This is a genomic window from Pseudomonas sp. FG35 (assembly GCF_057809295.1).
This window is the reverse complement of sequence record NZ_JBMDJR010000004.1, coordinates 162,382-184,365: the sequence shown is the minus strand read 5'-3', so window position 1 is coordinate 184,365 and position 21,984 is coordinate 162,382. Positions and strand designations below refer to the sequence as shown.

Sequence of the window (21,984 nt, the reverse complement as noted above, 5' to 3'; positions counted from 1 at the left end):
TGTTGCCGGATCGGGATGCAAGTGCGTCCGATGCTAGCAGTCTCTCGGGGGGAAACGACATCACTATGTCATACACATCCTTCAACCAAAGGTGACTGAATGATGCGGTGCTGGCCGCGACGGCGGTCGAACGCCTAGACTTTGCCGATCTTCAGTTCAGGAACCGCCCGTGACTTCCATCTTCTGGTACGACTACGAAACCACCGGCATCAACCCCCGATGCGACCGTCCGTTGCAGGTGGCCGGGATCCGCACCGACCACGAACTCAACGAAATCGACGCGCCGGTCAATCTCTACTGCCAGCCCAGCGAAGACATCCTGCCGCATCCGGCGGCGTGCGCGATCACCGGCATTACCCCGAGCCGCCTCGCCGAGCAAGGTTTGAGCGAAGCCGACTTCATGACCCGGGTTCACGCGCAGCTCGCGGCTCCCGGCACCTGCGGTGCGGGGTACAACACCTTGCGCTTTGACGACGAGATGACCCGCTACAGCCTGTACCGCAACTTTTTCGATCCCTATGCCCGTGAATGGCAGGGCGGCAACAGTCGCTGGGACCTGATTGACGTAGTACGCGCCGCCTACGCGTTGCGCCCGGACGGGCTGGTCTGGCCGACCGATGACGAAGGCAAGGTGACGCTCAAGCTCGAACGTCTGACCGCCGCCAACAACATCGATCATGGCAATGCCCACGAAGCCCTGTCGGACGTGCGCGCCACCATTGCCCTGGCCCGGTTGATCCGCGAGAAGCAGCCGAAGCTGTATGACTGGTTGTTCCAGCTGCGCAGCAAGCAGAAGGTCATGGACCAGATTCGTCTGTTGCAGCCGATGGTGCACATTTCCGGCCGCTTCTCGGCTGCGCGCAGTTATGTTGGTGTGGTGCTGCCGCTGGCCTGGCATCCGCGCAACAAGAACGCGTTGATCGTCTGTGACCTGCACCTGGACCCGCAGGGGCTGCTCGACCTGGATGCCGAAACATTGCGTCAGCGCCTGTATACCCGGCGTGACGACCTGGCCGAAGGCGAGTTGCCGGTACCGCTCAAACTCATCCATATCAACAAGTGTCCGGTGGTGGCGCCATTGTCGGTGTTGCGTGCTGACGATCAGCAGCGCCTGGGTCTGGACATGGCCTTGTATCAGGCGCGCGCCTTGCGACTAAGTGACGCACAACAAGTTTGGAAAGATAAAGTCTCGGCGATTTATGCCAGCGAAGATTTCGCCTCGAGTGAAGATCCCGAACAACAGTTGTACGACGGATTTATCGGTGATCGCGATCGTCGTTTATGTGAGCAAGTGAGGACGACCGATCCAGCTCAATTGGCGCGAGAGCAATGGCCGTTCGATGATGAACGTTTGCCTGAATTGTTGTTTCGATATCGAGCACGTAACTTTCCCGATACGTTGAATTTCGAAGAGCAAGAACGCTGGAAAATCTTTTGCCGGCAACGCTTGTCAGCGCCGGAGTGGGGGGCGCCTAATACCTTGCAATCTTTTGCCGAGGCCATGGAGCAATGGCTGCTTAGTGCTGCGCCGATGCAGGCCGAGGTGTTGGTTGAATGGCAGAACTATGTCCAGGCATTGCGCAAACGTTTGGATCTTTGAAATCGAACATATCCGGCGCTTGAATGCCGGGCATAAAAAAACGCCAGCATTCGCTGGCGTTTTTTTGTGTCACAGAAGCGCTCTGCGACAAGGGTTGCGGCTTAGCCCAGCAGGGTAGCCCAGCCTTCAACCACGTCACCGCCCCACTTGGCTTTCCACTCTTTCAGAGTCTTGTGGTTGCCACCTTTGGTTTCGATGACTTCGCCGTTGTGCGGGTTTTTGTATTGTTTAACTTTGCGAGCACGCTTGGTGCCGGTAGTTTTGGCTGCGCCGCCACGTGGTGCTTTGGTTTTGGACTCTGGATCCAGCAGCGCGATGATGTCACGCAGGGATTTGGAATATTCGCCCATCAGTGTGCGCAGTTTGCCTTCGAATTCCAGCTCGGCTTGCAGTTTGTCGTCTTGCGACAGGTTCTTCAAACGGGCTTGCAGCTCTTTGATAGCTTCTTCAGTGGCACGATATTCGTTGATCAAGGACATGATTACTACCTTATGTGGGAGTGCGCGATGGCAGGGGACAGTGCTGCAATAATAGTCAGGCTGTTTCATCAAGTAAACATTTAACCGGAGTTTTTATTTGAATTAGTTACGTTGAAAAGCCCTGAATTGAATGTTCAGTTAAATAATGTGATGGAGTCTTCACAGATATTCACACAGGTCTGTTCAAGCTTGGCTTTTGCAGTGCCATCATTCTGGCGTTTACGGGCGTCAAAAAAGCTGCGACGGGGTGCCGTAAGCCTCCGAGGGTCATCAATACTGCAGTTTTCCCGCGCAGTCGCTAGAATGGCCGCCTTTGCGAAGTTCTGGAGTTTCCCCCTCATGCGCACTTTTCGGCTGGTGATTTCTTGCCCGGACCGCGTTGGCATCGTTGCCAAAGTCAGTAACTTTCTGGCGGCCCACAATGGCTGGATCACCGAAGCGAGCCACCACTCGGATAACCAGGTCGGCTGGTTCTTCATGCGTCACGAAATCCGTGCCGATTCCCTGCCTTTTGGTATCGAGGTGTTGCGCGAGAAGTTTGCACCGATCGCCGAAGAGTTCTCGATGGACTGGCGCATCACCGACACCGAGCAGAAAAAACGCGTGGTGCTGATGGCCAGCCGCGAATCCCACTGCCTGGCCGACCTGCTGCACCGCTGGCACAGCGACGAGCTCGATTGCGAGATCTCCTGCGTGATTTCCAACCACGACGACCTGCGCAGCATGGTCGAGTGGCACGGCATTCCTTATTACCACGTGCCGGTCAATCCGCAGGACAAGCAACCGGCCTTCGATGAAGTGTCGCGCCTGGTCAAGCAGCACGACGCCGAAGTCGTGGTGCTGGCGCGCTACATGCAGATCCTGCCGCCGGACATGTGCCGCGAATACGCGCACAAGGTCATCAACATTCACCACAGCTTCCTGCCGTCGTTCGTCGGTGCCAAGCCGTACCACCAGGCTTCGATGCGCGGCGTGAAGCTGATCGGTGCGACTTGCCATTACGTGACCGAAGAGCTGGACGCCGGCCCGATCATCGAGCAGGACGTGGTACGTGTCAGCCACAGCGACAGCATCGAAGACATGGTGCGTTTCGGCCGTGACGTCGAGAAGATGGTGCTGGCCCGTGGCCTGCGCTATCACCTGGAAGACCGCGTGCTGGTGCACGGCAACAAGACCGTGGTGTTCTGATCAGACCTTTCGGTTGAAAAACAAAGGGCCTGGGCGTTCAATCGCCTCAGGCCCTTTTTTTATGACTTGTTGCAGCCCTGTAAGGAAGCGTTCATGAGCGATCCACTGGACAAAGCCACTTCCAAAGCCCCCGCCACCCTCGGCGAAGGCTGCCTGAGCCGCTATGACCCGGATGACCTGAGTCCGGAGGACGGCACGGAGTTTCCCGGCGCTGCCGAACTGTGGGAACAACTCAAGGACGAAGACGATGACCTCAAGAAGCCTGTCTGACGCTCAGCAGCTTTTTCAGCAATGGCCGGCCCAGCATCAGTAGAAACACCGGGCCACCGACCAGCAGATAGAAGTAATACGTCACCACCCGCCAGATCAGGATCGCCGCCGCCGCGGTGGATTTGCCGACCATCGGCGCCAGCAGCGCCGCCGAGGTCAACTCCGCTGCACCGGCACCGCCCGGCAACAGGCTGAATTGCCCCGCCCCCAGCGAAAGCATCTGGATCAGAAACGTCCAGGCCCACTGCACATCCGCCCCCAGACCGCGCAACGCCAGATACAGCACGCTATAGCGCAGCGACCAATGCACGCAGGTCAGGACGAACACCTTGATCAACGTCTGCCACGGCAATTTCAGCGCATCGGTGAACGCGGCCAGAAAGTGCAGCAACTGCCGCGCCCAGCGCCGTCGGGTACGCGGTTCGACGTTCATCCCGGCCAGCAGTCGTCCGCTCAAACGGATCAAACGGCGGTGATAGCGCGCGACCAGCACACAACTGAGCAAGCCCCCGGACAATGACACGGCGCTGACAGTCAGCAGCCATTCCATACGGTCGCTGAGATGCTGGAACAGCGCGTAGATCAGGATCCCGCTCAGGGCGCAGAGAAAAAACAGCAGATCACTCAACTGATCCATCGCAAACACGGCACTGCCCCGGGCCGGGCGCACGCCGCTGCGGGCCAGCAATGCCATGATCGTCAACGGCCCGCCGCTGCCGCCGGGCGTGGCGCACCAGGCGAATTCGGCAGCCATTACTACCCCAAGACTTTTGACGGGCGTGACCCGCTCACGCTGATCGCCGAGCAATAGCCGCAAGCGCAAGGTGTTGATGCCCCAACACAGCAGAACCATGGCGAACATGATCAACAGCCAGCGCAGCGGAAATGCCTGCAGGCGCTCCCAGGTTTCGCCGCCCCCGAGCAGGACGGGAACCGCCACGGCCACCAGCAGGCCGATCAGCAACAGAATGCCGCGACTCAAGCGGCACGCTCGGCTTGAATGCGCTGGCGCGTCAGCCAGTCGATTTTGGTCATGGGCACGCGTCCGTCCGCCAATAGTCGTTCAAGGGTGCGCCACCAGTAATCCCGGGAAAACCGGTGGCGCATGTCCACCGGGTGCAAGCCTAGACGAATCACCGGCGCCTGACGCCAGCGCTGCTCACGCTGTTCGCTGATGACCTTCGACATGCCGCGACGCCAGGCGCTGCGTGCGCTCCAGACCAGTCCCGGAGCCTCGACCGCAGTGAAATCCGGCAAGTGATAAAGATGCTGCGGATCGCTGGTGTAGCGCAGTGGCAATTCGCGCAATGCCTGGCGTGTGCCGGCGCTCATCAGCCAGGCCGGGGCAACGAAACCATGCAGTGGCCAGCCGTGGCGCCGAAACAGATCGATGCCCGGGCGCAGGCGGGCGAGGGCGGCTTCACGGGACAGCTGATAGAACTCGCCTTCATGGGTGTAGACCCGACGCATGAACCAGTCGCGCGCTGTACGCGGGCCGGGCTCGGTGTCTTCATGGAAATGGCCGTGCAGCGCCAGTTCATCGCCGCGGGCGACGCGCTCGTCGAGCATTCGACAGAACTCCGGGTGGGCCTCGAGGGCATCGTGTCGATGGAAATTCGGGACCACCAGCCACGTCATCGGGACGTTGCCCAACCGGTCAACGGCTTCGACAAATTCTCGATAATCGGCCCACGTGGAGGGTGCCACGTCATGCAGCACCAGCATTAACGTCGGGCGCTCGTGAGATTCAGCCATTGGCCACCCGCGGAACCGATTCGCCGAGTACGGCGTGGTAGTGGCCCAGCAGGCTGTCGACCACCGTGTTCCAGGCGTAATGCCGCTCCACGTGCTGGCGTGCCTGTTGACCAAGTACGCCAGCCCCGCGACTGAACAGCTCACGCACGGCATTGGCCATGGCTTGCGCATTGTTCGGTGCGCAGAGCAGGCCACAGGATTCGCTGACGATTTCCTCGAACGCCCCGGCCGCCACCGCCACCACCGGAATGCCGCAGGCCATGGCCTCCAGAATCACCAGGCCGAAGGTTTCCTGATCGCCGGCGTGGATCAGTGCGTCGGCACTGGCCATCAGCCGCGCGACCTGTGCGGCCGGGCAGAACCGGTCGATCACGCTGACGTTGTCCGGGACGGACGCCGGCATCGATGAACCGACCAGCAGCAAGTGATAACGCGGGCCCAGGCGCTTCATGCAGTCGAGCAGCACCGGCAGGTTTTTCTCCTTGGAGCCCCGGCCGGCGAAGATCAACAGGCGCGAGTCCTCGGCGATCCCCAGTTCGCTACGCAGCGCGGCGTCGTGGGCATCGGGGTGGAAGGTCTGAAGGTCAACGCCCAACGGTTGCACGAAGACATTACGCACGCCCAGCCCGCTGAGCTTGTCGGCCATGACCTGGCTGGGCGCGAGCACCCGGTCGAAATTGCCGTACAACTTGCGCACATACGCATCGACATTCGGCGTGACCCAGTGGCCCATGCGGTTGCCCACCAGCAGCGGCAGGTCGGAGTGATAGAAGCCGATCACCGGTACATCCAGTTGTCGCCGTGCATCGAGCGCGGCCCAGGCGGTGAGGTAGGGGTCGCCGACTTCGATCAGATCGGGTTGCAGATCCTGCAGTACGTTTCGCCAAGGGGCCAGTCGCAAGGGGAACCGATAGCCCTTGCCGAAAGGCAGGGCGGGGGCGGGAACCGTGTAGACGCCATCATCTTCACCGAAATGCGCGCCGGGTATCAGCAGGCTGTGGCGGATCCCGGGCTTCACACCCAGGCGACGGTGCTTGGCATCCAGATAGGTGCGCACGCCGCCGCTGGCCGGGGCGTAGAACATGGTGATGTCGGCGATATGCACGGTGAACGTCCCTCCGCGTTGATCTCCCTTGGTTGACCTTTATCAAGAATAGATGTTCGGTCGGGGTTTCGCGGTGGGGTGCAAGGCCGGTTTCGGAGGGATGTTGGTCGTCTTCGTCGGACAGTTGTGAACGACGAAGACGACCGGCAGAGCGGCTTTAAATGCGGAAGCTGCCAACAAGTTGCTTCAATCGCGAAGCCTGCTGTTCCAGATCCGAGCAAGCCCGCAACGTCGCCTGCAAGTTCTCGACACCTTCCTGGTTCAGCGTGTTGATCTCGGTGATATCTACGTTGATCGACTCGACCACGGCAGTCTGTTCCTCGGTCGCGGTGGCCACCGACTGGTTCATCCCGTCGATTTCACCAATGCGCTGAGTCACGCTGTTCAAACGCTCGCCGGCGAGGTTGGCGATCTCTACGCTGTCCTGGCTGTGGCGCTGGCTGTCGCTCATGGTGCTGACGGATTCGCGGGCGCCGACTTGCAGCTCCTCGATCATGGTCTGCACCTGTTGCGCCGATTCCTGGGTGCGGTGGGCGAGGTTGCGCACTTCGTCCGCCACCACCGCAAAACCACGACCGGCTTCACCGGCACGGGCCGCTTCGATGGCGGCGTTGAGCGCCAGCAGGTTGGTTTGCTGGGAAATGCTGGTGATCACTTCCAGGATCTGGCCGATGTTCACGGTCTTGCTGTTCAGCGATTCGATATTGCTGCTGGACGCGCTGAGCATGCTCGACAGCTGGTTCATGGCCTTGATGCTGCGTTCCACCACTTGCTGGCCGTCTTCGGCCAGGCCACGGGCGTCGCTGGCCTGGGTCGAGGCTTGCGCGGCGTTGCGGGCGATTTCCTGGGCGGCGGCGCCGAGTTGGTTGATGGCGGCGGCCACGCTGTTGGTGCGCGAGGCTTGCTGGTCGGAGTTGTACATCGACGAGTTGGAGGCCGCGACCACGCGCAGGGCGACTTCGTTGACCTGGCCGGTTGCCGACGACACTTCGCGGATCGAGCCGTGGATACGTTCGACGAAACGGTTGAACGCCGTGCCGAGCACGCCGAACTCGTCCTGGTTCTGGATGGTCAGGCGTTTGGTCAGGTCGCCTTCGCCATCCGCAATGTCTTCCATGGCGCGGGTCATCACGTGCAGCGGCTGGATCAGAATGCGGATCAGCATGCCAAGCAGGGCGATGATGATCGCCACGGCAATCACGGTCGCGATCACGGCGGAGGTGCGGAATTCGCTGAGCATCGAGAAGGCTTTGTCCTTGTCCACCGACAAGCCGATATACCAGTTCACCGACGGCAGGCCCTTGATCGGGGTGAAGTTGACGATGCGGGTCTTGCCGTCGACGGTGACTTCACTGAAATCGCTGCTGATGCGCGGGGTGTCCTGCGGATAGGCTTCCTTCAGGGACTTCATCACCAGGGCTTTATCCGGATGCACCAGGATCTTGCCGTCGGCGCTGACCAGGAACGCGTAGCCCATGCCGGAGAAATCCCGGGCGCTGAGGGTGTTGATCAGGGTTTGCAGGCTCAGGTCGCCGCCCACCACGCCGACGCTCTGGCCGGCCTTCTTCGCGGCGGTGGCGATGGAAATGATGGTCTGGCCGGTGGCCGCGTCGATGTACGGTTCGGTCAGGGTCGAGGTGCTGCTGCTTTCGGCACCTTTATACCAAGGGCGAACACGCGGATCGAAACCGTCCGGCATCTTCGCGTCCGGGCGGATGGTGAAGTGCCCGGTGGCATCGCCGAGGTAGGACGCCATGAAGGTCGAGGTCAGGGCTTTCTGTTCCAGCAGGCTGGCGACGGCGGCAGGCTCGGGATTGATGGCGATATTCTGGGCAGCGTTCTCGATCAGCAGGATGCGCCCGCTGAGCCAGGTCTGGATATTGTCGGCTGTGACCTCGCCCATCTCGTTGAGGTAATTGTCCAGATCCTCGCGAATCGCATTGCGCTGCAACCAGTCGTTGTACAGCGTGAACGAGGCGAAGGCGGCAATGACGATGAGGGCGGCGGCAAGCAAAATTTTGTGGCTGAAACGCAGATTTTTGTTCATGGCTTGGGGTTCCGCTAAGGTCTTATTATTCAGGGCGTGCTTCTATAGATGCTCGCTAGGTGGGCTTGATGAGTACAAGCAGGTATTTCCGCTTCTCCTTAGGGAAATCTCCGATGCGGATGTCAGTCGCATCTGTCACCTTTAGCTATCGGCCATGATCGACAAAGATTAACCATTGGGTGACCAAATGCCTGACTCCTTGCAACTCGTCATCGGCGCCGACCTCGCCGGGCAACCGATCGCTCAGGCCATGCGCCTGGCCAACCGTCACGGACTGGTGGCCGGGGCTACCGGTACCGGCAAGACCGTCACCTTGCAGCGCCTGGCCGAGGCGTTCAGCGACGCCGGGGTTGCGGTGTTCGCCGCCGACGTCAAGGGCGACCTGTGCGGCCTCGGTGCTGCCGGCAACCCTCAGGGCAAGATCGCCGAGCGCATCGCCGGCATGCCGTGGCTCAATCACAAGCCTCAGGCGTATCCTGTGACCTTGTGGGACATCCACGGTCAGTCCGGTCATCCGCTGCGCACTACGTTGAGTGAAATGGGCCCGCTGCTGATCGGCGCCTTACTGGAACTGACCGACAGCCAGCAGTCGGCGCTGTACGCAGCGTTCAAGGTGGCGGATCGCGAAGGCCTGTTGTTGCTGGATCTCAAGGATCTGAAGGCACTGCTCAATCATCTCAAGGACAATCCGCAACTGCTGGGCGAAGACGCGGCGCTGTTCACCACCGGCTCCAGTCAGGCGCTGTTGCGGCGTCTGGCGACGCTGGAGCAGCAGGGCGCCGAGGCGTTGTTCGGCGAGCCGGCGTTGCAACTCGAAGACATTCTGCAGCCGACCGCCGACGGTCGCGGACGCATTCATCTGCTGGATGCCAGTCGTCTGGTGCATGAGGCGCCGAAGGTCTATGCAACGTTCCTGCTGTGGCTGCTGGCCGAACTGTTCGAGCAATTGCCTGAGCGTGGCGATGCCGACAAACCGTTGCTGGCGCTGTTTTTCGATGAGGCGCATTTGTTGTTCGGTGACACGCCCAAGGCATTGCAGGAGCGGCTTGAGCAAGTGGTGCGGCTGATTCGCTCGAAAGGTGTGGGCGTGTATTTCGTCACCCAGTCGCCGGGCGATCTGCCGGACGATGTGCTGGCGCAACTGGGGCTGCGGATCCAGCACGGCCTGCGCGCATTTACTGCCAAGGAGCAGAAATCCCTGCGGGCGGTGGCGGATGGCTTCCGGCCGAATCCGGCGTTCGACACATTGTCGGTGCTCACCGAACTCGGGATTGGCGAGGCCCTGGTCGGCACCTTGCAAGAAAAGGGCACGCCGGAAATGGCGCAGCGGGTGCTGGTGGCGCCGCCGCAATCGCGGATCGGGCCGTTGACCGAGACTGAGCGCACAATGCTGATCGCCGGTTCGCCGTTCAAGGGCCGTTATGACAAACCGATTGATCGCGAGTCGGCCTATGAAATCCTGATGGGGCGCAAGGGGCTGGCGCCGGAGGCTGAAGCGGCGCCGGGCAAACCGGCCGCTGAAGAGCCAAGCCTGGCGGACAGGGCCGGAGAATTTCTCGGCACGGCGGCGGGGCAGGCGCTCAAGTCGGCGATGCGCCAGGCAGCGAACTCGCTGGGTAAACAATTGGTGCGCGGCCTGATGGGGTCATTGCTCGGTGGCAGCAAACGCCGCTGATCAATAAGGCTCAGGCCTTGGGTTTGGCGTGGGCGGCCAGTCGTTCCAGTGCTGCCCGCAGATTCGGATCGCTGATCCCGTCGGCGGTGGCCTGGATGGTCGCCGCCGCATCCGTCGACAGATCGATCGTCGGCCCGTTCGCCTCGCGCTGGAGGGTCGGTGGCCGCACGGCGAACTTGATCCGCGTCAGATTGGCGAACTCGTCGAACATCTGCAGTTGCCGTTGCAGACGTTTCTGCTGATAGCGCAGACGCGTGGCCCAATGACCGTCGGTGACGATCAGCAACAGTTCGCCTTCGCGCCACTTGGCGACGTGGCAGTGTTCACGGGCGGCGGGTTGCAGTTGGCTTTCGAGCAGACGTTGCAGATGAGCCAGGCGCTGGGCGTGACCGAGGATGGCTTTCAACGGCCTGGCTTCGCGTAGCAGAACGGCGGGCGCTCTGGCTGTGAGAGGGCGAAATGCCATGATCTAGGACCTGAAGTTGCAGAGGCGCCATGGTAGCAGATAGCACCCATTTCACTCGCCCATTGCTTTTGTCCCTGCTTTGCCCATTAAATCAACGACTAACTTCTTCGCTGTACGGCTTGAAGTTGAGCAAAACGCCCCTATTTTAAGTGAGCCCCGTCAAAGCGCAGTGCCAGCATCGTGGAATATCCCCACTTTCCTCACCACCGTTTCCGGGTAGAATGCTCGTTCGCATGCGGCCATGAGGGCTGCACGGGCGACTCACGGGGCCGCCCTCCATCCCTTTAGTGTGGAAGATCCTGCCGATATGTTTGCGCCTTTGTTAAAGAAACTTTTTGGAAGCAAGAACGAGCGTGAAGTCAAACGCATGCTCAAGACGGTGCAGCTCGTCAATGCCTTCGAAGAGAAGATGGTCGCCCTCTCGGACGATCAACTGCGCGCCAAGACCGCAGAGTTCAAAGACCGCATTGCCAAGGGGGAGACCCTTGATCAGCTGTTGCCGGAAGCCTTTGCGGTTGCCCGCGAAGCCGGCAAGCGGGTCATGGGCATGCGCCACTTCGACGTCCAGCTGATTGGCGGCATGACCTTGCACGAAGGCAAGATTGCCGAAATGCGCACCGGTGAAGGCAAGACCCTGGTGGGTACCCTGGGCGTTTACCTCAACGCGCTGTCCGGCAAGGGCGTGCACGTTGTGACCGTGAACGATTACCTGGCCCGCCGCGACGCCAACTGGATGCGTCCGCTGTATGAATTCCTCGGCCTGAGCGTCGGCATCGTGACGCCTTTCCAGCCGCCGGAAGAGAAACGCGCCGCCTACGCCGCCGACATCACCTACGGCACCAACAACGAATTCGGTTTCGACTACCTGCGCGACAACATGGCGTTCAGCATGGAAGAGAAATTCCAGCGCGAACTCAATTTTGCCGTGATCGACGAAGTCGACTCCATCCTCATCGACGAAGCGCGTACCCCGCTGATCATTTCCGGTCAGGCCGAGGACAGTTCCAGGTTGTACATCGAGATCAACAAGCTGATCCCGAAACTCAAGCTGCACGTCGAAGAAGTCGAAGGCGAAGTCACCCAGGAAGGCCACTACACCGTTGACGAGAAGACCCGTCAGGTGGAACTCAACGAAGCCGGTCACCAGTTCATCGAAGACCAGCTGACCAGCATAGGTCTGCTGGCCGAGGGCGAGAGCCTGTACTCGGCGCACAACCTGAGCCTGCTGACTCACGTCTACGCCGGTCTGCGTGCGCACAAGCTGTTCCACCGCAACGTTGAATACATCGTGCAGGACGGTCAGGTCGTACTGGTCGACGAACACACCGGTCGTACCATGCCCGGCCGTCGTCTGTCCGAAGGCCTGCACCAGGCCATCGAGGCCAAGGAAAACCTGAACATCCAGGCCGAGAGCCAGACGCTGGCATCGACCACGTTCCAGAACTACTTCCGTCTGTACGACAAGTTGTCCGGCATGACCGGTACCGCGGACACCGAAGCGTTCGAATTCCATCAGATCTATGGCCTGCAAGTCGTCGTGATCCCGACCAACAAGCCGTTGGCCCGTAAGGACTACAACGACCTGGTGTTCCTGACCGCCGAAGAGAAATACGCGGCGATCGTCAATGACATCAAGGAAAGCATGGCCGCCGGCCGGCCGGTGCTGGTGGGTACTGCGACCATCGAAACCTCCGAGCACATGTCCGCATTGCTCGAGAAGGAAGGCATCGAACACAAGGTTCTGAACGCCAAGTTCCACGAAAAAGAAGCTGAAATCATCGCGCAGGCCGGTCGTCCGGGCGCACTGACCATCGCTACCAACATGGCCGGTCGTGGTACCGACATCCTGTTGGGCGGCAACTGGGAAGTTGAAGTCGCGTCGCTGGAAAACCCGACCCCTGAGCAGATCGCCCAGATCAAGGCCGACTGGCAGAAGCGTCACCAGCAAGTGCTGGAGTCCGGCGGCCTGCAGGTGATCGCGTCCGAGCGTCACGAATCCCGTCGTATCGACAACCAGCTGCGTGGCCGTGCCGGCCGTCAGGGTGACGCCGGTTCCAGCCGCTTCTACCTGTCGCTGGAAGACAGCCTGATGCGCATCTTCGCCTCTGACCGGGTGAAGAACTTCATGAAAGCCCTGGGCATGCAGTCCGGTGAAGCGATCGAGCACCGCATGGTGACCAACGCCATCGAGAAGGCACAGCGCAAGGTTGAAGGCCGCAACTTCGATATTCGCAAGCAACTGCTCGAGTTCGACGACGTCAACAACGAACAGCGTAAAGTGATCTATCACATGCGTAACACGTTGCTGGCTGCGGACAACATCGGCGAAACCATCGCTGATTTCCGTCAGGACGTCCTGAACGCCACCGTCAGCGCACACATTCCGCCGCAATCGCTGCCAGAGCAGTGGGACGTGGCCGGTCTGGAGGCGTCGATCGCCAGCGACTTCGGCGTGAAGCTGCCGATCCAGCAATGGCTCGACGAAGACGATCACCTGTACGAAGAAACCCTGCGTGAGAAGCTGATGAACGAGCTGATCGCCGCGTACAACGAAAAAGAAGACCAGGCCGGCGCCGAAGCCCTGCGCTCCTTCGAGAAGCAGATCGTGCTGCGTGTGCTGGACGACCTGTGGAAAGACCACCTGTCGACCATGGATCATCTGCGTCACGGCATCCACCTGCGTGGTTATGCGCAGAAGAACCCGAAGCAGGAATACAAGCGCGAGTCCTTCACGCTGTTCTCCGAGCTGCTGGATTCGATCAAGCGCGACTCGATCCGTGTGCTGTCGCACGTTCAGGTTCGCCGCGAAGATCCGGCCGAAGAAGAGCAACGCCTGCGTCAGGAAGCCGAAGCGCTGGCCGCGCGCATGCAGTTCGAACACGCCGAGGCTCCTGGCCTGGAAGCGCAACCGGAACTGGTCGGTGAAGAGGTCGACGTGGCCCTCGCTGCCGCGCCGGTTCGCAACGAGCAGAAGCTGGGCCGCAACGAACTGTGCTACTGCGGTTCGGGCAAGAAATTCAAGCATTGCCACGGGCAGATCCAGTAAACCCCGTTTCAATCGCTGAAATACCCGCGCCGCGACCGGCACCAGCCGTCGCGGCGTTTTGCCATTTACACCACCGTCACTACGCTTGGCGGTGCTGACATCATTGAGTAAGGAGCGCATTCATGGCTGTTGGTCTTGGTCCTTTGCCAACGTTGCACCCGGTTGCCGGTTTTGAACTCGGTATTGCTTCGGCCGGTATCAAACGCCCGGGGCGCAAGGATGTCGTCGTGATGCGTTGCGCCGAAGGTTCCACCGTGGCGGGCGTGTTTACGTTGAACGCTTTCTGTGCAGCGCCGGTGATCCTGGCCAAGAAGCGCGTGCAGAACGCTGTGCGCTACCTGTTGACCAACACCGGCAACGCCAACGCGGGCACCGGCGAGCCGGGCCTGGCCGCCGCCGAGCGTACGACCGCGAAGCTGGCCGAGCTGACCGGCGTCGATGCCAGCCAGATTCTGCCGTACTCCACCGGCGTGATCGGCGAGCCGCTGCCGGTCGAGAAGATCGAAGGCGCCTTGCAAGCCGCGCTGGACGATCTGTCGGAAAACAACTGGGAAGCTGCCGCCACTGGCATCATGACCACCGACACACTGCCAAAAGGCGCGAGCCGCCAGTTCCAGCATGACGGCGTGACCATCACCGTCACCGGCATCAGCAAGGGTGCAGGCATGATTCGTCCGAACATGGCGACCATGCTCGGCTACATCGCCACCGACGCCAAAGTCTCTCGCGACGTGCTGCAAAACCTGATGCTGGACGGCGCCAACAAGTCGTTCAACCGCATCACTATCGACGGCGACACCTCGACCAACGACTGCTGCATGCTGATCGCTACCGGCAAGGCCGCACTGCCGGAAATCAACCGCGCCGAAGGCGAACTGTTCGCCAAGCTGAAACAGGCCGTGTTTGAGGTGTGCATGGACGTGGCCCAGGCCATCGTGCGTGACGGCGAAGGCGCGACCAAGTTCGTGACCGTTGAAGTCAACGGCGGCGGCAATCACCAGGAATGCCTGGACGTCGGCTACACCGTGGCCCACTCGCCGCTGATCAAGACCGCGCTGTTCGCCTCGGACCCGAACTGGGGTCGCATCCTCGCCGCTGTCGGCCGTGCCGGCGTGCCGGACCTGGATGTGAGCAAGATCGACGTGTTCCTCGGCGAGGTGTGCATCGCCAGCCGTGGCGCGCGCGCCGCGACCTACACCGAAGCCCAGGGCTCGGCGGTGATGCAGCAGGAAGAAATCACCATCCGTATCGAACTGGGTCGCGGCGATTGCAGCGAAACCATCTGGACCACCGACCTGTCCCACGAGTACGTGAAGATCAACGCCGAATACCGCACCTGATCCCTGCTGAAGAGGGAGGTCTGCGGACCTCCTTTTCTTCTGTCCCATGAAAGGACCCGAACATGAGCCTTCACCTGATCATCGGCGACAAACTGCTTTCCTCCTGGTCCCTGCGCGCGGCGCTGGCGCTTGAACTGACCGGCGCACCCTACACCGAAGAATTGGTCAAGCTCGGTAGGCCCGACACCCGCGAGCGGCTGCTCACGCACTCGCCGACCGCTAAGGTGCCGCTGCTGAAAACCGCCCGTGGCACCATCGCCGACTCTCTGGCGATTGCCGAATACCTGGCCGAACAGTTTCCTTCCGAACAACTCTGGCCGACCGATATCGCCGCCCGTGCCCAGGCGCGATCCGCCTGCGCACAGATGCACAGCGGCTTCTTCGCCATGCGCAATCACATGCCGTTCAACCTGAGCCACGATGCGCCGCTCAATCCGGTGCCGCCGGAGGTGAAGGTCGACATCGAGCGCATGCTCGCGCTGTGGGCCGAATGCCGCGCTGTCGCGACCGAGCCTGGGCCTTATCTGTTTGGTCGAGTGTCGCTGGCCGATGCGTTCTTCGCGCCGATTGCCGTACGCCTGCGCACCTATCAGGTGAAGCTGCCGGCCGACGATCAAGCCTATGTTGAAACCGTCTACCAATGGCCGGCCTTCAAGGCCTGGCAAAAGGCTGGACTGGAGGAATTGCAGTCGTGAAACGTGTACACGTCGCCGCCGCCGTCATTCGTGACGGCAGTGGCAAGATTCTGATCGCCCGTCGTGCCGATACCCAGCATCAAGGCGGCCTCTGGGAATTTCCCGGTGGCAAGGTCGAGGCCGATGAGTCGGTGCAAACCGCGCTGGCCCGAGAGCTGCACGAAGAGTTGGGCATTGTCGTTGGCGCCGCTCGGCCGCTGATCAAGGTGCGTCATGACTACCCGGACAAGCAGGTGTTGCTGGATGTCTGGGAAGTTTCGAGTTTTACCGGTGAGCCCCACGGCGCTGAAGGTCAGCCCTTGGCCTGGGTGTCGGCCAGGGAGCTGACGGATTACGAATTCCCGGCGGCCAACCAGCCGATCGTGGCGGCGGCGCGTCTGCCTGCCGAATACCTGATCACCCCGGAAGACCTGGAAACCCCGGCCTTGCTGCGCGGTATCCAGAAGGCAATCGCCGGTGGCATCAAGCTGATCCAGCTGCGTGCGCCCAATGGTTATGATCCGAAGTACCGCGATCTGGCGGTCGATGCGGTCGGCCTGTGCGCCGGCAAGGCGCAGTTGATGATCAAGGGCCCGTTCGAGTGGCTGGGGGATTTCCCGGCGGCCGGCTGGCACATCACCTCGGCGCAGTTGCGCAAATACGCCGCTGCGGGGCGTCCGTTACCGGCGGAGCGCTGGTTGGCAGCGTCCTGCCACAACGCTGAAGAACTGGCACTGGCCGAGCAGATGGGCGTGGATTTCGTCACTCTGTCGCCGGTGCAGCCGACCCTGACTCACCCGGATGCACAGCCGTTGGGCTGGGAGCAGGCGTCGACGCTGATCGAAGGCTTCAGCAAACCGGTGTTCCTGTTGGGCGGAGTCGGCCCGGCGGAGCGCGAAAAAGCATGGAATGCCGGGGCTCAGGGTGTCGCGGGGATTCGGGCGTTCTGGCCTGAGGCCTGAGGCCTGAGGCCTGAATTAGCATTGATGCGACTGCCCCCTTCGCGAGCGGGCTCGCGAAGGGGGCCTGACTGGCGCTACTGATCCGAAGGTTTCGCCGCCGGTTGCCACAGAATCTCGGCAATACCCTGGCGCCGGGCGATCAGCCTGGCCGCCACAAACAACAGATCCGACAAGCGATTGATATACGCCAGGCCAACCCCGGCCAACGGTTCGATCGCATTCAAATGCTGACAACGCCGCTCGGCACTGCGCGCCAGGCTGCGGCAGACGTGGGCCTGGGCAATCAGCATCGAACCGCCCGGCAGAATGAAATTCTCCAGCGGCCCCAGTTCCTCGTTCCAGACATCGATAGCGGCTTCCAGCCGTTCGATTTCTGCTGCGTTCAATGCCTGATATTCCGGCATCGCCAGCTCGCCACCGAGATCGAACAATCGGTGCTGGCAGGGCGCCAACACATCGATCAGCTCATTCAGCCCGGGGCAGATTTCGCGCTCGGCGATCAATCCGGCCAGCAGTACACCGACCTGACTGTTCAGCGTATCGACCTCGCCAATGGCTTCGATGCGCGGGTGATCCTTGGGCACCCGGCGGCCGTCGCCGAGTCCGGTTTCGCCCTTGTCGCCGGTGCGGGTGTAGATCTTCGACAGGCGAAAGCCCATGGTTTACCTCGGTAGTTGATTGGTTTCGGCGGCGATGGGCGCCGGTTGCGCCAGTGGCAGGCGCAGGGTGAAGCAGGTGCCTTGCCCCGGCGCCGACTGCACTTCCATCTGGCCTTTGTGGTTGTTGGTGATGATGAAGTACGACACCGACAGCCCGAGGCCCGTGCCCTGGCCGATTTCCTTGGTGGTGAAGAACGGCTCGAAGGTGCGCTTGCGCACGTTCTCGCTCATGCCGATGCCGTTGTCCTCGACTTGAATCTCGGCCCACGGCGGATTGAGCCGGGTGCGCAAGGTGATTCGCCCTGGCTCGCTGTCATCTTCGCGCTGGTGGATCGCCTGCGCGGCGTTTTTCAGCAGGTTCAGCAGCACCTGTTCCAGTTCGTTGGCAGTGCCGGGCACCGGGCCCAGCGCCGGGTCGAACTGGCGAATGATTGCCTGACCCTTGAAGTCGAACCCGATCGCCAGGTCGAAGTCGTTGCCGGCGATTTCCACGGCTTGATCGATCAGCGCCGGCAGGTCGCACGGCGCCATCTGGCGGTTGCTGCGACGGCTGAAACTGAGCATGTGGGTGACGATTTTCGCCGCCCGGGCGCCGGCCTGCTGAATGCCGTCGAGCAGTTGCGGGACTTCCCGGCCTTGCAGATAACGGTTCACGGTATCGAGTTCGATGCCCAGTTGCTCGGCCTGCTCGAGGTTCTTCGGCAGGTCCGGCGACAGGCGTCGGCGAATGTTCTGCACGTTGTGCAGGATCGCCCCCAGCGGGTTATTGATCTCGTGGGCCATGCCGGCGGCGAGGCCACCGACCGACAGCATTTTCTCCGACTGCACCATCATTTCTTCCAGCGACAGGCGCTGGGTGATGTCGTCGATCCGGATCACCACGCCGCGCCCGGCACCGCCCATCAACGGGTAGAAGGTGAGGGCGTAGTGCTTGGGCTCGTCGTCCTTGAACCACGTCACCCGCTCGATTTTCGCCACAGTGTGCTGTTCGACGGTCTGCTTGAGTTGCGGCAGGAACGGCTTGAGCGGCTCGAACGCGAGGAAGATCGGCTGGTTAAGCGCTTCGTCCAGTCGTGTACCGGAAAGGGCGCTGGCCTCCTGGTTCCACTGCGTGACGTAGAGCTGTTCGTCGAGGGCGATCAGCGCCGAGGGCATGGAGTCGATGATGCTGTTGAGGTAGTTCTGGAACCCGGTGAGTTTCTTCTCGATCTTGCTGCGCACCTGGACTTCCAGTTCCAGCTTGCGGTTGGTGTGGCGGGTTTCTTCGGCCAGCCCCTGGGCCTGATCGTAAGCCGCCTGGGAATCATCGCGGGCACGCTTGAGTTGCTGCTCCCTCGCCTCGATGCGCGACAGCATGGTGTTGAACGCTTCGGCGAGGCTGCCGATTTCGTCATGGTTGCCCCGGGAGGCGCGCAGGGCATAGTTCTCCTCGCGGGTTACCTGACGGGACAGTTCTTCCAGTTGATGAATCGGCCGGGTGATCAGGCGCTTGATCTGCCGGGCGATGACCAGCCACAGCAGCACACTGAAAATCAGGATCCCCAGGCTGGCCGTGAGTGTGCCGGTATAGAACGCCACCGGCAGCTCGCTGCTGGCCACCAGCAACAGATGGCCCGGCGCGGTGCCGGGGCGGGGCAGGGTGATCAGTTGATTGCTGCGAAACTCGGTCAGTTGCCAGGCTTCGATGTGCCGGTAGCGTTCCGGCAGGTTGAGTTTGTCGCCGTGTTGCAACTGCGCCAGACGTTCGCCTTTGCCGTCATATAAAGCGGCTGCACGCAGCGGAGAATAGCTGTCGAGCTCCTTGAGCAGACGCTCGGCGCTTTGTGGCGATTGCAAGGCTTCGGCCACCAGGCTCGGGTTCGACACCAGCCGGCCGATGGTCTGCAACGCCTGGGGCGCCATGCTTTCCTGGGAAATGTAATAGGCGGCGCTGATAAAGGTCAGGTTGGCGACCAGCAACACGGTGGTCAACAGCACCAGCAGGGCGGCCAGCAGTTTCTGGCCGACCGGCAGGTTTTCAAGACGCTGGCGCAATGGCATCAGGTTTATCGCAGCAAAGGAACAAGTGGCCAGCGTAGCCGCTGCTCAGTCGACGGGCAATCCGAGACTGTGCAGATGGGCAGTCAGGCGCTGCTGCAACTGCTTGAGATGCGGCAGGTTCAACTGATGACGCTCTGCAACCTTGCAGGCATGCCCAAGCAAATAGCTGATCTCGGTGCGGCGCTGGCTGGCCACGTCCTGATACATGGACGAGAAATTCGCCGCCGTGGCCTGGATCACCCGCTCCACTTCCTGTTGCAGGTTGTCCGCCGCCGCCGGTTGCCCGCAGCGTTCGAGCAGCTCGGTCAGTTCGCCGCACAGCGTGGCGACTTCGCAGTGATGTTGCTGCAAGCCACCGTTGCGGCAGTCGTGCAGCACCGTCAGCGGATTGATTGCACAGTTGAGTGCCAGTTTGCGCCACAGACGAGTGAGGATATCGGCGCTCCATTCATGGGGGATTTTCGCCGCCTCGAGATCGTCCAGCCAGATCGGCGCTACCGGATGACCGGCGTCCCCCAGCCAGGTGTAACCGTGGCCGGCGAACACCACGCGCCAGTCGCCGTCGCGAAAGGCGCCTTCGGTGCTGGAGGCGCTGATGCAGCGGGCCTGCGGGACTCGCGCGGCGACCGCTTCCTGGCTGCCGAGGCCGTTCTGCAAGAGGATCAGCTCGGCGTCCGGTGCCAGGCGATGGGCAAGTCCGGCCACAGCCGCTTCGGCGTCGTAGGCCTTACACGCCACGAGCAGGCGGCGGATCGGTTCGGGGCTGTCCGGGGTTTCGCCGGGGATGGCGTAACTGCTGGCCACGCCTTGTTCGACGAGGGTCAGGCCGCCCGCCGTTGCATAGTCGTGCAAGCGGTCAATGTCGCGCAGGATCAACCGAACCGGCAGGCCGGCCCGGGCCAGGCGCGTGGCCCAGAGCGTGCCGAGACTTCCGGCGCCGAGGACATGCCAGGGGGTGGACATCAGTTTTTCACTCGGTAAGGTACAGGCATGCAAGGCTCGCCGTGTCGGTGGGAAAAGACCCGTTATAATGAGCCCGATTTTAACCGCAAGCCAAGCGCGCCGCGTCCCGTACGAGCGCGCCTTTTTATTGGAGAGATTACATGCCGTCGTTCGACGTGGTATCCGAACTGGACAAACACGAACTCACCAACGCGGTCGAGAACGCCGTGAAGGAACTCGATCGTCGTTATGACCTGAAAGGCAAGGGCAGCTTCGAATACAAGGAAAAGGATCTGACCGTCCACCTGACCGCTGAAGCCGATTTCCAGCTGGAAGCGATGATCGAGATCCTCAAGCTGGCCCTGGTCAAGCGCAAGATCGACGTGCAGTGCCTGGAAGTCAAAGACTCCTTCGCCTCGGGCAAGCTGATGAAGCAGGACGCTGTCCTCAAGGAAGGCATCGACAAAGAACTGGCGAAGAAGATCGTCGGCCACATCAAGGAAGCCAAGCTCAAGGTGCAGGCCGCCATTCAGGGCGAGCAGGTGCGTGTGACCGGCAAGAAGCGTGACGACCTGCAGGAAGCCATCGCGGCCCTGCGTGCCAAGGAATTTGGCATGCCACTGCAGTTCAACAACTTCCGCGACTAAGCTTTTCGGTCGGAACCTCTCGGCGTTTAATGCGTCCGAGGCCCAAGCAACGGCAGAAACGATTGAGCCCTGTTCGGTTCGGTCTTTCTGCCGCTGGTTTTTACAGCCCGGGAAGCCGGCAATCAGGAGATGAAAGATGGATTTGAATGCTGAGGTGGACAACCTGGTCAAGGCATCCCAGGCGTGGATTCCGATGATCATGGAATACGGCAGCCGTGTGCTGCTGGCGGTGATCACCCTGGCCATTGGCTGGTGGCTGATCAACAAGGTCACGCAAAAGCTCGGCGGCCTGCTGGCCCTGCGCAATGCCGACCTGGCGCTGCAAGGTTTCATCAGCAGCCTGGCCAACATCATTCTCAAGGTGCTGCTGATTGTCAGCGTGGCGTCGATGATCGGCGTCGAGACCACTTCGTTCGTTGCGGCGATCGGTGCGGCCGGCCTGGCCATCGGTCTGGCGCTGCAGGGCAGCCTGGCGAACTTCGCCGGCGGCGTACTGATTCTGTTGTTCCGTCCGTTCCGCATCGGTGACTGGATCGAAGCCCAGGGTGTGGCGGGTACCGTCGACAGCATCCAGATCTTTCACACCGTGCTGCGCACCGGTGACAACAAGACCATCATCGTGCCAAACGGCAATCTGTCGAACGGCATCATCACCAACACCAACCGTCAGCCGACCCGCAAGGTTGTGTTCGACGTGGGTGTGGATTACGAAGCCGATCTGCAAAAGGCCCGTCAGGTGCTGCTGGATCTGGCCAAGGATGATCGTGTTCTGCAGGATCCGGCACCCCAGGCCGTTATTTCGACACTGGGTGACAGTTCGATCACTGTTTCCCTGCGCGTCTGGGTTAAAACGGCGGATTACTGGGATGTGATGTTCATGTTTAACGAACAATCCCGTGATCGTTTAAAAACTGCCGGAATTGATATCCCGTTTCCGCAACGAGTGATTCGTGTGGTTCAGGAATCGGCAGTGTAATGATAGGTTGCTAATTAATTGCCTGACTTATCGGTCAGGCATCTATTACAAGTGACAGGCAATAAAAAAGGCCCATCCGAAGATGGGCCTTTTTGTTTTGTTACCGCAACTAA

The 21,984-nt window shown here is 61.1% G+C and carries 19 protein-coding genes and 1 pseudogene; 10 read left to right on the top strand and 10 right to left on the bottom strand.

All coding sequences use genetic code 11. The annotated features are described in order from the left end of the window. Positions 1–169: 169 nt before the first annotated feature. On the top strand, positions 170–1,600 hold the full coding sequence (sbcB, locus tag ACODTD_RS09980) for an exodeoxyribonuclease I (RefSeq protein ID WP_221615320.1): 1,431 nt from the start codon (positions 170–172) through the stop codon (positions 1,598–1,600). 101 nt (positions 1,601–1,701) lie between these two features. On the opposite strand, the gene mvaT is transcribed toward sbcB, so the two are convergent. Further along, the gene (mvaT, locus tag ACODTD_RS09975; protein WP_007951234.1) at positions 1,702–2,079 is read right to left on the bottom strand and encodes a histone-like nucleoid-structuring protein MvaT; all 378 of its coding nucleotides are present in this window, start codon (positions 2,077–2,079) and stop codon (positions 1,702–1,704) included. 339 nt (positions 2,080–2,418) lie between these two features. Between mvaT and purU the strand changes: the two genes are divergently transcribed. Both purU and ACODTD_RS09965 read left to right on the top strand, forming a co-directional pair. After that, a complete protein-coding gene (gene purU / locus ACODTD_RS09970) occupies positions 2,419–3,267 on the top strand; it encodes a formyltetrahydrofolate deformylase (protein WP_011335666.1) in 849 nt (282 codons plus the stop codon). A gap of 93 nt (positions 3,268–3,360) precedes the next feature. Beyond that, a complete protein-coding gene (locus tag ACODTD_RS09965) occupies positions 3,361–3,537 on the top strand; it encodes a hypothetical protein (RefSeq protein WP_011335665.1) in 177 nt (58 codons plus the stop codon). On the opposite strand, the gene gpgF is transcribed toward ACODTD_RS09965, so the two are convergent. From gpgF to ACODTD_RS09940, 5 genes and pseudogenes are all read right to left on the bottom strand, one after another. Then, positions 3,521–4,519, bottom strand: coding sequence for a glucosaminyl phosphatidylglycerol flippase (gene gpgF, locus ACODTD_RS09960; protein ID WP_011335664.1), 999 nt, complete (start codon positions 4,517–4,519; stop codon positions 3,521–3,523). The genes ACODTD_RS09965 and gpgF overlap by 17 nt on opposite strands. Then, positions 4,516–5,292 carry an N-acetylglucosaminyl phosphatidylglycerol deacetylase gene (gene gpgD, locus ACODTD_RS09955; protein ID WP_011335663.1) on the bottom strand — a complete coding sequence of 259 codons (777 nt, stop codon included), beginning with the start codon at positions 5,290–5,292 and terminating at the stop codon, positions 4,516–4,518. The genes gpgF and gpgD overlap by 4 nt, the downstream gene beginning before the upstream one ends. Next, on the bottom strand, positions 5,285–6,397 hold the full coding sequence (gene gpgS / locus ACODTD_RS09950) for an N-acetylglucosaminyl phosphatidylglycerol synthase (RefSeq protein ID WP_011335662.1): 1,113 nt from the start codon (positions 6,395–6,397) through the stop codon (positions 5,285–5,287). The genes gpgD and gpgS overlap by 8 nt, the downstream gene beginning before the upstream one ends. A 157-nt stretch (positions 6,398–6,554) precedes the next feature. Then, positions 6,555–7,319: a methyl-accepting chemotaxis protein gene (locus ACODTD_RS09945; protein WP_371915539.1), complete on the bottom strand. Its 765-nt coding sequence runs from the start codon at positions 7,317–7,319 to the stop codon at positions 6,555–6,557. 93 nt (positions 7,320–7,412) lie between these two features. Then, positions 7,413–8,444: pseudogene (locus ACODTD_RS09940) on the bottom strand (HAMP domain-containing protein); the annotation flags it as partial. A gap of 187 nt (positions 8,445–8,631) precedes the next feature. On the opposite strand from ACODTD_RS09940, the gene ACODTD_RS09935 reads away from it, so the two are divergent. Further along, positions 8,632–10,119 carry a helicase HerA-like domain-containing protein gene (locus ACODTD_RS09935; RefSeq protein WP_489104791.1) on the top strand — a complete coding sequence of 496 codons (1,488 nt, stop codon included), beginning with the start codon at positions 8,632–8,634 and terminating at the stop codon, positions 10,117–10,119. Positions 10,120–10,129: 10 nt separating this feature from the next. On the opposite strand, the gene ACODTD_RS09930 is transcribed toward ACODTD_RS09935, so the two are convergent. Beyond that, positions 10,130–10,585, bottom strand: coding sequence for a DUF721 domain-containing protein (locus ACODTD_RS09930; RefSeq protein ID WP_011335659.1), 456 nt, complete (start codon positions 10,583–10,585; stop codon positions 10,130–10,132). Between the two features lie 307 nt (positions 10,586–10,892). Here ACODTD_RS09930 and secA point away from each other — a divergent pair, with 307 nt between their 5' ends. The 4 genes from secA (at position 10,893) to ACODTD_RS09910 (ending at position 16,607) form a co-directional block, all read left to right on the top strand. Then, entirely contained in the window at positions 10,893–13,631 is a 2,739-nt protein-coding gene (secA, locus tag ACODTD_RS09925; protein WP_041475415.1) for a preprotein translocase subunit SecA, read from the top strand. Positions 13,632–13,753: 122 nt separating this feature from the next. Continuing rightward, positions 13,754–14,971 carry a bifunctional glutamate N-acetyltransferase/amino-acid acetyltransferase ArgJ gene (argJ, locus tag ACODTD_RS09920; RefSeq protein WP_011335657.1) on the top strand — a complete coding sequence of 406 codons (1,218 nt, stop codon included), beginning with the start codon at positions 13,754–13,756 and terminating at the stop codon, positions 14,969–14,971. Positions 14,972–15,033: 62 nt separating this feature from the next. Further along, positions 15,034–15,666, top strand: a complete 633-nt coding sequence (locus ACODTD_RS09915; protein ID WP_201816267.1) for a glutathione S-transferase family protein — start codon at positions 15,034–15,036, stop codon at positions 15,664–15,666. Continuing rightward, positions 15,663–16,607 (top strand): Nudix family hydrolase, encoded by a 945-nt coding sequence (locus ACODTD_RS09910; RefSeq protein WP_011335655.1) that lies wholly within the window; start codon positions 15,663–15,665, stop codon positions 16,605–16,607. Before ACODTD_RS09915 ends, ACODTD_RS09910 begins: the two co-directional genes overlap by 4 nt. A 74-nt stretch (positions 16,608–16,681) precedes the next feature. Here ACODTD_RS09910 and ACODTD_RS09905 read toward each other — a convergent pair whose 3' ends face one another. The 3 genes from ACODTD_RS09905 to ACODTD_RS09895 are packed head-to-tail and all read right to left on the bottom strand — an operon-like array spanning position 16,682 to position 20,269. Further along, on the bottom strand, positions 16,682–17,266 hold the full coding sequence (locus ACODTD_RS09905; RefSeq protein ID WP_285354190.1) for a cob(I)yrinic acid a,c-diamide adenosyltransferase: 585 nt from the start codon (positions 17,264–17,266) through the stop codon (positions 16,682–16,684). Between the two features lie 3 nt (positions 17,267–17,269). Continuing rightward, positions 17,270–19,306: a sensor histidine kinase gene (locus tag ACODTD_RS09900; RefSeq protein ID WP_011335653.1), complete on the bottom strand. Its 2,037-nt coding sequence runs from the start codon at positions 19,304–19,306 to the stop codon at positions 17,270–17,272. Positions 19,307–19,351: 45 nt separating this feature from the next. Next, positions 19,352–20,269, bottom strand: a complete 918-nt coding sequence (locus ACODTD_RS09895; protein ID WP_011335652.1) for a putative 2-dehydropantoate 2-reductase — start codon at positions 20,267–20,269, stop codon at positions 19,352–19,354. Positions 20,270–20,409: 140 nt separating this feature from the next. Between ACODTD_RS09895 and ACODTD_RS09890 the strand changes: the two genes are divergently transcribed. Then, on the top strand, positions 20,410–20,895 hold the full coding sequence (locus tag ACODTD_RS09890) for a YajQ family cyclic di-GMP-binding protein (RefSeq protein ID WP_011335651.1): 486 nt from the start codon (positions 20,410–20,412) through the stop codon (positions 20,893–20,895). Between the two features lie 136 nt (positions 20,896–21,031). After that, entirely contained in the window at positions 21,032–21,871 is an 840-nt protein-coding gene (locus ACODTD_RS09885) for a mechanosensitive ion channel family protein (RefSeq protein ID WP_007951217.1), read from the top strand. Positions 21,872–21,984: the final 113 nt, after the last annotated feature.